The organism is Streptomyces sp. SID10853, from assembly GCF_010548145.1.
Taxonomy (GTDB): domain Bacteria; phylum Actinomycetota; class Actinomycetes; order Streptomycetales; family Streptomycetaceae; genus Streptomyces.
This window is the reverse complement of the sequence record NZ_JAAGLN010000005.1, coordinates 45,433-57,818: the sequence shown is the minus strand read 5'-3', so window position 1 is coordinate 57,818 and position 12,386 is coordinate 45,433. Positions and strand designations below refer to the sequence as shown.

10 protein-coding genes are annotated in these 12,386 nt (G+C 70.2%); 2 read left to right on the top strand and 8 right to left on the bottom strand.

The genetic code is table 11. The features are described from left to right. Positions 1-36 precede the first annotated feature (36 nt). Positions 37-1,332 carry a DUF4192 domain-containing protein gene (locus tag G3I19_RS02820; RefSeq protein ID WP_164259082.1) on the bottom strand — a complete coding sequence of 432 codons (1,296 nt, stop codon included), beginning with the start codon at positions 1,330-1,332 and terminating at the stop codon, positions 37-39. Between the two features lie 492 nt (positions 1,333-1,824). Here G3I19_RS02820 and G3I19_RS02815 point away from each other — a divergent pair, with 492 nt between their 5' ends. After that, positions 1,825-2,892, top strand: a complete 1,068-nt coding sequence (locus tag G3I19_RS02815; protein WP_164259080.1) for a serine hydrolase — start codon at positions 1,825-1,827, stop codon at positions 2,890-2,892. Positions 2,893-3,132: 240 nt separating this feature from the next. Here G3I19_RS02815 and G3I19_RS02810 read toward each other — a convergent pair whose 3' ends face one another. Then, on the bottom strand, positions 3,133-5,280 hold the full coding sequence (locus G3I19_RS02810; protein WP_164259078.1) for a RecQ family ATP-dependent DNA helicase: 2,148 nt from the start codon (positions 5,278-5,280) through the stop codon (positions 3,133-3,135). A gap of 405 nt (positions 5,281-5,685) precedes the next feature. Here G3I19_RS02810 and G3I19_RS02805 point away from each other — a divergent pair, with 405 nt between their 5' ends. Further along, positions 5,686-6,318 (top strand): hypothetical protein, encoded by a 633-nt coding sequence (locus G3I19_RS02805; protein WP_164259076.1) that lies wholly within the window; start codon positions 5,686-5,688, stop codon positions 6,316-6,318. A 140-nt stretch (positions 6,319-6,458) separates the two neighbouring features. On the opposite strand, the gene G3I19_RS02800 is transcribed toward G3I19_RS02805, so the two are convergent. From G3I19_RS02800 to G3I19_RS02775, 6 genes are all read right to left on the bottom strand, one after another. Further along, positions 6,459-7,121, bottom strand: a complete 663-nt coding sequence (locus tag G3I19_RS02800; RefSeq protein ID WP_164259074.1) for a hypothetical protein — start codon at positions 7,119-7,121, stop codon at positions 6,459-6,461. A gap of 96 nt (positions 7,122-7,217) precedes the next feature. Then, a complete protein-coding gene (locus tag G3I19_RS02795) occupies positions 7,218-7,931 on the bottom strand; it encodes a ribonuclease HII (protein ID WP_164259072.1) in 714 nt (237 codons plus the stop codon). Positions 7,932-8,349: 418 nt separating this feature from the next. Next, on the bottom strand, positions 8,350-9,279 hold the full coding sequence (locus G3I19_RS02790; RefSeq protein WP_164259071.1) for an ADP-ribosylglycohydrolase family protein: 930 nt from the start codon (positions 9,277-9,279) through the stop codon (positions 8,350-8,352). 12 nt (positions 9,280-9,291) lie between these two features. Further along, positions 9,292-9,951: a histidine phosphatase family protein gene (locus G3I19_RS02785; protein ID WP_164259069.1), complete on the bottom strand. Its 660-nt coding sequence runs from the start codon at positions 9,949-9,951 to the stop codon at positions 9,292-9,294. 54 nt (positions 9,952-10,005) lie between these two features. Beyond that, entirely contained in the window at positions 10,006-10,611 is a 606-nt protein-coding gene (locus G3I19_RS02780) for a YdbC family protein (protein ID WP_164259067.1), read from the bottom strand. Positions 10,612-11,210: 599 nt separating this feature from the next. Then, positions 11,211-12,329 (bottom strand): hypothetical protein, encoded by a 1,119-nt coding sequence (locus G3I19_RS02775; RefSeq protein WP_203599064.1) that lies wholly within the window; start codon positions 12,327-12,329, stop codon positions 11,211-11,213. Positions 12,330-12,386 lie beyond the last annotated feature (57 nt).

The window sequence follows — 12,386 nt, the reverse complement described above, 5'->3', positions numbered from 1 at the left end:
ACACGACCGGGTCACGCCCGTACCTGTGTCCCGCTCTCATCGTCCGGTCCTCGTCCCGCGCTGACCGCTGCGGCGGCGCGGACGGCCGCGTCCGGCCGGTGTCCCCGGCCGGACGGTCCCGGCGGGAGGGTCCTGGCGGACGCCCGGCGGCCCGGGACGGGCAGGACGGCCGCTCTGCGCGGATGGTTTTCCCGCCGTCAACCGGTTGCTCCGCTCCCGCCGCAGACAGTGCCGCAGCGCCTCGGGATCGAGACCTTCGTTGCACGCCTGGTGAAGCAGCCGGGCAAAGACGTAGTCGGGATCGAGGGCGAGAGCCCGCCCGAGGGCCACCCGGGCGCCCGGTTCGTCCCCCGTCGACCAGGCCACCCAACCGGCAAGGGTCAGGGGCGCCGCGGCATATTCGGCGTACGGGCCGACACAGCGGCGGGCCAGGGCACGCCAGAGACGCAAGACCGGTCCCGTGGACGGCCCTTCCATCCACTCGGCCGCACGGTCACGGGTGGTGCGGTCCTGGAGCCCGAGGAGAACCAGAGCCGCCTCCTCGTCGGCGATGAGTTCGTCGTCTGCCGCATCGGCCTCGGCCCAGCCCGGAGCCTGCGGCGTCCGTCCGATGCGGCGGACGAGCCGCCGGGCCGCGTCCAGGGTCTCCTGTCCGACCTGTTCGCGGTCGGTGCCGGCCAGGATTCGCGGCACCAGAGCACCTGCCGCCTCGTCCAGTGCGCGTTCCTGCGTGGCCGTGCGAGGTGGCTGCCGTGGGGCCAGCCTGGCTTCCATCTCCTGGAGGGACCCTCGCACCTGGATCCCGGCGTACGCCGCGGCCGCGGCCATCACCGAAGTGCCGGGCAGGGCCAGAGGGTTGCCGTCCGGCGGGCAGCACCGGGTGTCCGGGCAGCAGTACGAGAAGAACCTCCCGTCGGAGATGCAGAGGGCTTCGGGCACGGGCACGTCCCGGGCGCCGCACGCCGTACGCAGATGCTGGGCGAACGGGCGCAGCCGCTCCATGACGTCCGCCGGGGTCTCCCCCTGGCCCGGGTCCTGGCACAGGAAGACGATGATGCCCTCCGGCCGCCTGCCCCGCTTCTCGCTGCCGGTGACCAGCCCGTCGGCGAGCTGGTCGGCGACCGGCTGCCACTCCTGGGGCGAGCGGGGGATCCCGAGCCTGAGCCGTCCGCCGAAACGGCCGCGCGGGCCGTGCAGCGCGACCATCACGACCGAGTCGGTCGGGTGGAATCCCAGCAGATAGGGCAGTGCGTCGGCGAGTTCGGCAGGGCCGCGCAGTGTGACCTGTTCCTGGACGGGCGAAGGACCGTTGGATTCGTCGTGCGTTTTCATGGCTCGAAGATCCCGCGATCCGCACGGCTCCGCGACCCCTGTGGATAACAGTTATCCACAGGCCGGACGTCTCGTTCGCGTGTTGTCGGTTCGCTCGGGTTACATGACGCCATGCCAACTCACACCGCTCGTCCCCGAGGGCATGGGCCCACGCCACGCCACACCCCCGTCACTCGCCACCGCACACCGGCCGCACCGCAGAGCGAGCAGCAGAGCGAGCCGCAAAACTGTTCGTTCATCCGCGAGTTGGCGGGCGGCCCGGGAGCACACCCAGTCGGGAGCACCGATGCCCCAGGGGAGTCGTACGGCCACCATGCGCGAGTGGAGTCACTGGCCCCACCAGGCACTTCCACAACATCTCCACAGCGGTGGACCTCGTTACGTGGCTATGACATAGCCAGCTTGACAGTCACTGTCATCGCGCAAGTAGGTTCGGTATAAACCGAGTTTCTACTACCTGCCGGCGTGCCCACGCCGGGAGAAGGGACGTTCATGGGTTCCCACGCCCGCCCCAACCGGATACACCGCACCGGGGTCCGGATCGCGACGGCCGCCCTCGTCGGAGTCGCCCTGCCGATCACCGCCGGTGGCCTCGCCGAGGCAGCCACCCCCGGTGCCACGCACTCCGCCGACGACAACGGCCAGGGCGGCAGCGAGGCCACGGCTCCGGCCGGACAGAAGCAGGCCGCGCAGCAGTCCCAGCCTGCCCAGACGGCACAGCACTCCGTCAAGGCCCGGGCCGCCGGCACGCAGGACCCGAAGGACCAGGCCGTCCCCAGCATCAGCGCCGATCACGCCTATCTGCTGGACGCCCGCGACGGCAGCCAGGAGCGGGAGATGTGGGCCGGGGCCAAGGCCGACGAGAGCGTGCCGATGGCGAGCACCACCAAGATCATGACCGCCCTGGTGGTGCTCAAGCACCCGGAGTGGCTGAACCGGCCGGTCGTGGTCAAGCAGGACTACCGGGACTACGTGCAGAAGGCCGGCGGCAGCACCGCCGACCTGCAGACCGGCGACACTCTGACGGTCGAGCAGATGCTGCACGCCATGCTGATCCCGTCCGGCGACGACGCCGCAATGGCGCTGGCCGACAACTTCGGCGCCGGCGACACCCAGGACGCGCGGATCGCCGACTTCGTGAACCAGATGAACGTCGAAGCGCAGCAGCTGGGCCTGACCGGCACGCACTTCGACACCTTCGACGGCATCTCGCACGGCAACAACCACAGCAACGCCCGTGACCTGGCCAAGCTCGGCCAGCGCGCAATGCTGCAGCCGGTGTTCGCCGACATCGTGAAGGACAAGCAGTACAAGACGGAGGCTCCGGCGGCCAACGGCCACACCCGGTACTACACCTGGAACACCACCAACGAGCTGCTGGGCAGCTACGACGGAGCCCTGGGCGTCAAGACCGGCAGCGGCCCGGAGGACGGCTACTGCGTCGTCTTCGCCGCCAAGCGTGACAACCGCACTCTGGTCGGTGTGGTCCTCGGGGACACCACTGACAAGGCGCGGTTCGACGACGCCACCAAGATGCTCGACTGGGGCTTCGCCCACTGATTCGCCACTGATTCGGTCACCGAAGTCACCCGCTGAGCAGACAGCGCCCGGCACTGTGTTGTGCACCGTGCCCACCGGTGCGGTACCCCGAAGGCCCCTGCAGCGTCCCCACCCCCACGGTGGACGAGCGGGGGCCTTTTCGGTGCTGGGAACACTCGCGAGTGGGTACCCGGAGAGCTCACGTGGAGCGGGCACCCGATCTGCCGGTTCGGCGGCAGCCAGGCCGGGGCCGCCCCCGCGTCAGCCCGCCGCTGCGAGGACCAACGGAAGGACCTGCTCGCTGCCGGCCTGGCGGAGAAGCCGGGCAGCGACCGCGAGGGTCCAGCCCGAGTCGGTGTAGTCGTCCACGAGGAGGACAGGACCGGAGGCACCGGCCACCCCCTCCGGGACGCTGAAGGCGCCGGACAGCGCCCTCAGCCGTTGGGCGGAGTTGCTGCGGCGCGCCGCGTGCGCACCGTCCGGCTCCGTGTACGTCAGGGTGCCGAGGAAGGGAAGACGGCCCACGGCCGCAATCCCCTGAGCGAGGGAACCGACCAGTTGCGGCCGGGACAGGGACGGCACAGCGACGACGCCCACCGGCCGGGGGGCGGCGTCCGGGGTGTTCGACGCCCAGCCGCCCGGGGAGCGCGCCCAGTCAGCGAGGACCGCCACCGCTGCCCGCAGGACATCGTCGGGAACCGGCCCGTCAGGTGCGGTCTCCGCCAGCAGCGGGCGCAGCCGGTTGCCCCAGCCGATGTCGGAGAGCCGCCCCAGCGCTCGCCCCGTGGCGCACTGCTCCTTGGCCGGGATACGCCCCTTGAGGTCGATGCCCAGCGCGGGCATCCCGGTCGGCCACATCCTGCGCGGCTCGACTTCGACCCCGGGACGGTCCAGTTCCTTCGCCGCCCCCGTCAGCACCTCCGCCGAGACAGCGGAATCGGCCCAGGCTCCCGCGCAGTTGTCACAACGGCCGCACGGGACCGCCCCCTCGTCGTCCAGTTGCCGGCGCAGGAACTCCATCCGGCACTGGGACGTGCTCGCGTAGTCCCGCATGGCCTGCTGCTCGGCGGCCCGTTGCTTGGCGACCCACGCATAGCGGTCCGCCTCGTACACCCACTCGGCTCCGGTGGCCGTCCAGCCGCCCTTCACCCGCTTCACCGCGCCGTCGACATCCAGCACCTTCAGCATCGACTCCAGCCGGCTGCGCCGGAGATCCACAGCCGCCTCCAGAGCCGGCACGGACAGCGGCCGGCCCGCTTCGGTGAGCGCCGCGAGGGTCTGTCGCACCTGGGTCTCGGGCGGGAAGGCCGTATCCGCGAAATACCGCCAGATGGCCTCGTCCTCCCTGCCCGGCAGCAGCAGCACATCGGCGTGCGCCACACCACGCCCCGCACGCCCCACCTGCTGGTAGTAGGCGATCGGCGACGAGGGCGAGCCCAGATGCACCACGAAGCCCAGGTCAGGCTTGTCGTACCCCATGCCGAGCGCCGATGTCGCCACCAGGGCCTTGACCCGGTTCTCCTTGAGGTCGACCTCGGCCTGCAGCCGGTCGGCGTTCTCCGTCTTCCCGGTGTACGAGGCCACCTTGAAGCCGCGCTGGCGCAGGAACGCGGTGGCCTCCTCGGCCGCGGCGACGGTGAGGGTGTAGACGATTCCGGAACCCGGAAGGTCATCCAGGTGTTCGGCGAGCCACGCCAGACGGTGCGCGGCGTCCGGCAGCTGGACCACCCCGAGCCGCAGGCTCTCCCGGTCCAGCCGGCCGCGCAGGACCAGCGCCTCGCCCGTGCCGGTGCCCAGCTGCTCCGCCACGTCCGCCGTCACCCGCGCGTTGGCGGTCGCCGTCGTGGCCAGCACCGGCACCCCGGCGGGCAGCTCGGCCAGCATCGCCCGCAGCCGGCGGTAGTCGGGACGGAAGTCGTGGCCCCAGTCGGAGATGCAGTGCGCCTCGTCCACGACCAGCAGACCGGTCGTGGCCGCCAGCCTGGGCAGCACCTGATCGCGGAAGTCCACGGAGTTCAGCCGTTCCGGACTGACGAGGAGGACGTCGGTCTCGCCGCGCTCGACCTCTCCGTAGATCGTCTCCCATTCCTCCGGGTTGGCGGAATTGATGGTGCGCGCCTGGATTCCGGCCCGCGCCGCCGACTCGACCTGGTTCCGCATCAGCGCCAGCAGCGGCGAAATGATCACTGTCGGCCCGGCGCCGCGCCGGCGCAGCAGGGCGGTGGCCACGAAGTACACCGCCGACTTTCCCCAGCCGGTGCGCTGCACCACCAGCGCACGCCGGCGCTCCTCCACCAGGGCCGCCACCGCCTGCCACTGGTCCTCCCGCAGCCTCGCCGAGCCCCCCGGGTCACCGACGAGCTCAGCGAGGATGGTGTCGGCTTCGGTGCGGAGCTCCAGATGGTCCATGTCCCCCATGCAACCCGATGCCACTGACAATCGGCCAATCCATCCACCGTGGCGAAGGCTCGTTCAGGGACTGCCGGCATCCGCGGGCCGCGACCCGGCCGGCACCGGTCAGCGCGTCTGCCCAGGTCAGCTCCCCGTACCCGCCCGGAACCACCGCTCCACGCCGTTCAGACAGGACAACAGGCGGGACGAAAAGCGTCGCCCGTGACGCCCCTGGGCAGGGATATGCGGGTCATACCCGAAGATTCTCGTCCGTCGCATGAATTGCTCGTTGCCGCCCGCCCGTCCGGCAGGAAGAATTGGGACTGCTCCCCCGCACGGTCCTCCCGAGGTCCGGAAGGGTTGTGCCCCGGTGCGCCTCACCCGCCCTGCCCGCTTCATGGGCGCGTATGCGAAGGGAGGACCGTGACCTTCGGATTCGCTCCGTCCGCAGCCCTGACACCCTCTTCCACCTTCAAGTCCGCCGACTCGGGCCACAGGACCGGGCGCCTGCTCGAACCTGCCGAGTGGGCTGCCGCGGGCATCCCCCTGCTCCGCAGCCCGCGCGACGTCGTGGTCGGCCTGCATTCCAGGCACCGCCCCAGCGCTTCGACCGCCGTCGTGGCCGTCCTCAACCACGAGGAACGGCTGGTCGCCAGCGCCTCGTTCACCCGCCATGCCCAGCCGACGGACGGCTGGGTCCTCCGCAACGCGCTTCTCGACCATCTGCGCCGCATCGTCCCCCATGACCTGCGCCGGCGTACGCCGGTTCGCACCGCCGTACTGCTCTACTGCCGCGAGGGGGACGAACGATGGACCGAGGAGGACGGCGCCTGGATGTGGGGGCTGCGTGATGCCTGCACTTTGCACGGGCTGCGCTGCGGCGCGTACATCACGCTCACCCGTGGCGGTTGGCAGGTACTCGGCGAAGGACGCGGCGGGCGCCGGCCCAACCTGCTGTCCCGTCCGGCCGGCATCGGCCGCAGCACCGCCGACACGCCCCCGGCAGCACTCCGTTCGGGTGCGCCCGCCGCGCTCCGACGGGTCGCGGCCCGCTGAACGCGCGGCCTGGAGTGCGGCCGGCAACCGCCGCAGCGGAACCAGGCTCACCGAGGTGCGACGGCCGGTGGACGTACCCGGACATGCCACCGCCCGGCCTGCTCCTCACGGGAGACGGCCGGGCGGACGGGACGTACGGTTCAGACGCCGGCGCCGAGCACGGTGTTGACGCGCTGCGGATCGCCGCAGACGATCAGCAGGGCTCCGGCGAACTCCCTGGCCGCAGGCAGCACCTGGGCCACGGACTCATCGGTTCCGCCGTTGAGCGCCACCACCACGACGGGCCGGGCCTTGGCCCTGCTCACCGCGTCGGCACCCGCGTAGAAAACGTCCTCGCGGGCATCGTGCTGCGCCCAGTAGGCCGCTTCACCGAAGGACAGCTCGTGCGCCGCCCACGGATGCTGATCGCCGGTGGTGAACACCAGGACATCGCCCGGTGTGCGACCGGTGTCGAGCAGCAGATCGACCGCTTCCTCCGCCGCGTCCAGCGCACCGTCCGCCGAAGCGGGGATCAGCTGGATCTGCGGGGCGGAAGAGTCTCCCGCGGGGGTCTCTGGCCGGGCATCCGGACGGTTGCCCGGCCGGTTGTCCGAACGCTGGGAAGAGGATGTCCGCTGCGCGGGAGGCGCGGTGGGCGCGGGCCTGGCAGCAGGACGGGGCCCCGGACGAGCGGGGCGTGGTACGGCCGCGGGACGCGGTCCGGGTACGGGACGAGGGGTCGACGCAGTACGGCCGGCGGCCGGAGCTACGCGGGGACCCTGGGCACTCTCGTGAATCTGAGACTCCTCGGGGATGAGAGGCATGAATGGATGTCTATCAAACGGCGGCACACGAGGCACCACCGGGTGGGCACGTCAGTGCGATCCGGACGGAGTTGCCTCCGCCGGTGCACTGAAAGTTCAGAAGTCGAAGCCGAGTTGGCCCCCGGTTTCCAGCGCGACGGCCTCCGCGAGTGGACGGATCTTCTTCAAGTGCCGCCACTGGGGCAGCCCGTCGAGATAGGACCAGGAGAGCCGGTGGTGCGGTGTGGGCCCCCGCTCCGCCAGCGTCGCTTTGTGCACAGGTGAGGGATAGCCCGCGTTGTTCTCGAAGGCGAACCCCTCGCACACATCGGATTCCGCCGAGGCGAGCTCCGCCATCATCGCGTCCCTGCGCACCTTGGCGATCACCGAAGCGGCCGCGACAGCGACACAGGACTGGTCGCCCTTGATCACCGTACGGACGCGCCAGGGAACGCCGAGGTAGTCGTGCTTGCCGTCGAGGATCACCGCGTCGGGGCGGACGGGAAGCACATCGAGCGCCCGTACGGCGGCGAGCCGCAGCGCCGCCGTCATCCCCAGGTCATCGATCTCCTGCGGAGAGGCATGCCCGAGTGCGAAGGCGGTGACCCAGGACTCCAGCACCCCGGCCAGCTCCGTGCGGCGCTTGGGAGTGATCAGCTTGGAGTCGGTGAGTCCGGGCGGCGGTCGCCGCAGTCCGGTGACTGCGGCGCAGACGGTGACAGGGCCGGCCCAGGCCCCGCGTCCGACCTCGTCGACGCCGGCGACGGTCTTGGCACCCGTCGTGGCGCGCAGTGAGCGCTCGACGGTGTGCGTGGGTGGTTCGTACGGCATGGCGCCAGTCAGGGTACGCCGCCGGACACCTCCTGCGACACCCCGGTACCGCCCTCGGATTCAGTGGCATCGGCGACGCGGCAGCGCCGCCCTCACAGCGTCGGCGATCCGGGCAGCGCCGACGTCCACGGATTTGCATACGCGCACCTTCGCCGATGCGCTGTCGGCCCGGAGATCCCTCGCGTACCGGAGCGCACGCCCGTGTCGAACTGCACACCACTACGCTTGATTCCAGGGTCGCACAACCTCCTTGAGGAACCGATCGGACGCACGACGGGGCGCCTGGCCGCGAGTTCATGCACCCGTTCAGTGAGAGACCATCGCATTCGGGAACCACGGCACACAGCGCAAACTCCGCCGCGGAGAAGAACGCGTTCACGGCCCTTGGACATGGCCGATGGCCGCGCACTCCGTCACGTCACGGCAGGCGCGACGGCGCCCACACGGGAAGTTCCTCGGTCCGCTCCAGCCACCCGGCGGGCGGCACACCGCCGGCTCCCGCAGCCACGACGCCGCCCGCGATCGCACAGGTCGTGTCGATGTCGCCGCCCACCTGTGCCGTCGTCCAGAAGGTCCGCTCGAAATCGCCCAGGCCCCGCGCGGCCGACCACAGGGCGAACGGCACCGTGTCGTGCGCGGTGGTCCGCCGGCCGCAGCCCAGCACCGCGGCGACCGTACCCGCGTCGTCGTAGTCCAGCATGTCCTTGGCCCTGCGCAGCCCCGCCCCCACGGCACTGCGCGGGACGAGTGCGATCACGCCGTCCAGCAGATCGGCGGCCGACGGAGGCCCCGCGGGACCGGCCACCAGAGCAGCAGCGGCGGCCACCGCCATGCTCCCCACTACCGCTTCCCGGTGCTGATGTGTCGTGTACGCGGAGATCTCGGCCTGATGGGTGGCCTGCTCCGGATCGTGTGCGTACCAGGCTCCGAGTGGCGCGATCCGCATCGCGGCGCCGTTCCCCCAGGAGCCCTGGCCGTTGAAGACGGCACTGGCCAGTTCCCGCCAGTCGCCCCCTTCTCCGACCAGCCGCAGCATCCGGTTGACCGCAGGACCGTAGTCCCGGTCGACGTCGTGGTGCGCGGCGAAGGAAGCGGCGAGTGCGTCCTGGTCGATCCGGCCTTCGGCGACCAGAACAGCCAGTACGGAACAGGCCATCTCGGTGTCGTCGGTCCACCGCCAGGGGCCCACGGGCACCTCACGGCGGGCCAGCAGCGGATAGTTGTCGGGCTCGAAGAACCGGGATCCCAGGGCATCTCCGACGGAGAGGCCGCGCAGGCTGGCCCGAGCCCGTCCGAAAGCGTCGGCAAGAGACCCGGAAACGGGGTGAAAAGCGGAGTCAGCGGTCATCTCACCTCCACTCTAACCGGTGACGCCGTACGGCTCCGGTACGCGCCAGTGGTCGAAAGGCCGATCCAGCGTGTACTTGCCGTCCTCCCCCAGCACCAGCGTCCTGGACTCCCCGTTCCCCGGGTTGGACAGCGCCTCGAACTCGGCGACCGACCAGTGGAACCAGCGCATACAGAAGAGCCTCATCGTCAGCCCATGAGTGACCAGCAGGACGTTCGGCGGATGGTCGGGCGCCTCGAAGCTCCGATGGAGGCTCTCCAGGAACGACCCGACACGGTCGTAGACATCGGCCCCGGACTCCCCCTGCGCGAAGCGGTAGAAGAAGTGACCGTAGGCATCGCGGTACGCCTTCTGCAGCCGCACGTCGTCACGGTCCTGCCAGTTCCCCCAGTCCTGCTCGCGCAGCCTCGGCTCCTCCCTCACCCGTACCAGGTCCGGATCGAGACCGAAGGCGCGGAAGGTCTCGTGGGTACGGCGGTAGGGCGAGACATAGGCGCTCACGGGTTCGCGCCCGAACAGCTCACGCAGCCGCGCCCCGGTCTCCTCCGCCTGGCTCCAGCCGCTCGGGGTGAGCTTCAGGGCGTGGTCGGGTTCGCGCTCGTACACCGTGTCATCGGCGTTTCCCTCCGACTCCCCGTGCCGGACAAGAACGATGCGTTGTGGTCGTGCCATGCCAAGACACTAGATCGGATCGATGCCGGGTGCCCCGATGCCCCCCCTCTGCGGCTATACCGTCCAGGACGGTTCCAGCTGTACGACGTCGCCCGTCAGCGCTGCCACATCCGCGTCGGTCCGGGCCCGCAGCGACAGCCGCTCGATGCGCTCCGGCCGGTATTTGCCGCGCTCGGCCGCGGACTGCCACATCGAGAGCACGAGGAACTCGTCACCGGGCGCCTCCCCGAACATCCCGCGCAGCATCCCGGGCGAGCCCGCCATCGCCGGGTTCCAGACCTTCTCCTGCATCAGCGCGAAGTGCTCGGCCCGCTCGGCGTGCACCCGGCAGTGCGCGACCCTGACCACATCCGCGTCGGCGAAGCGGGGTTCGAACCCCGTTCTCACGTCGAAGCGGTACTCGAAGAGTTTGGCCTGCATGTCCTTGAACGTGCCGGCCTGAGCCGCAGCGAGCCTGTCGTGCGCACGGGCCATGAACGAGTCGTAGAACGGCCGGCTCTCCCAGAAGGCGAAGACATTCGCCACGCTCTGCCGACTGCGGCTCCAACCGCCCCCCTGTCCCCGGAATCCCGGCTCACCCAGCAGCCCCGCCCACCTCCGCTGCCCCTGTTCGAACCCTCTGGGGTCTGTCACCGTGCAGCGAATCCACTTGACCAGCACCGCGCCATCGTACGGCCAGGAGAGTGACGTCGGTCATGGTCCTGTGGACCACACCCCGATCAGCTGCCGTAAACATCCGCAGCGCTTTCAATGCCGGTCAGATAGCCAAGGAAACCGGTCATCCAGGCGGCCACAGCGGTCTGTTCACCCTCTTCCGCGCCCGGGGCGGAGCGCCCCGGGATGCCCGGCCGGCTGCTCGACGGGCCGCAGTCCGGACACACCGCCCACCTCGTAGCGCACTCCGAGCGGCTGCCGGTCCTCTGCACGCTCACCCTGCTGTCCCCCTGTGCGTCACGATGCCTGTGACCACGGCCCCGCTCCCGTTCCCGGGGCACTCCGCGGCCTCTGGCGGGCAGTCTTCCGCGCCCCCCGGCACACCGTCGTACTGGCAGAAGCCACAAGGATGCGGCCTCCGTTCCGGCGCCGTGTCCGGGCGGGCGTCGCGGCACCGGGTGTGCGGGGACGCCGAAGGGGACCGGCCTGCGGGCCGGTCCCCTTCGGTGAGCCACTGCTCAGCTGTGCGCGCGGGCTACGCAGGACCTGGATCCGACGCGGCGCCGTCCGCTGTACTGGCGGAGGGCACTTATTCCTGATGTGCGCTATTCCTCGGCATCCGGCTCTCGATCGGGGAACGCACGCAGCCTCAACCGCGGCGCCCGGTGGTCGGCGAGCCATCGCATCCGGTTGTCATCCGCCGTGAACCCGGCGCGTGCCGTCTCGGTCCACTCCTCTCGGTCGAGGACTTCGAGGTACGTCTCTCGGAGCGCTTCCTGCTGAGTCGCAGTGCACCCCGCAGCCTCGGGAGGCTCCGTGGTCAGGTGTTGAGTGAGCACCGCGGCCGTAAAGTAGCGCTCGATCGTCGGGCTGAGCGCACCGACATGGCGAGCATGAGCTTCTAGGACCGCTCTCGAATGGGGGTAGTGAGCGAGGGTGAGCCCCATTCCCCCGCAGTCGCTCATCAGATGGAGCAGTCGACCGATGTGGTCGACCATCTCGCTGTCGGTATCAAGGTCTGCAAGCGCCTCATGGAGTCTGGCGACTGTGGCGACCTGGCCGGCGAAATATCCGTTGAGGAAGTCGCCGTCGCAGGCCCTGCGAAGCAGCCACGGTCGGGCAGCCGGGTCGTCGAGTCTGCAGAGAGCTTCGACGACATAGACGCGTCCCCAGCCGGTGACTCGCTCGGCAAGCCAGAGCAGGGCCTCAACTCCTCCTGGCCGACTCTCGAAAGCATGCGCCGCCAGTGGCCCGAAGCGGTTGGAGAGCAGGCCGATCGTTTGAATCAACGGGATGTCATCGGCTGTTCCCACGGCAGCGAGCAGGGCCAGTCCCACGGTGACCGAGCATCGGTCGGTGCCATGTCGCACCAGCCAGCGGCCCGTTTGGCGAACGCGCTCTCTGTCCGCCTGCTCGGCTGCAGCGGCGATGTGCTCGTTGGGGTGGATTGGGATGTAGACGTCGTGGAAGGCATCGGCCAATGCACCCGGAAGGGCAGAGGCCCGCGCGAAATGTGCATCGAGGATGAACGCCGCGTCCTTGCCGACCGAGCGCCGGTCCTCAGGTACTCGCGGGCCTTTCCGGTGACGGTGCGACCCGTCGTCGGGGTACGGCTCCCCGTCGCGATGAAGCGGCTCCCCCGGAGCCAGCTGATGCAGCCGGAGGGCATGGTCGAACAGTGTTGTCGGTGATCCGGGCAGTCCTATCCCGGTCGTCTCGCTCATCGGCGGACGGGGGACTCGATTCTCTTGATCATGTCCCGGAGGATGCCACGACAGCGA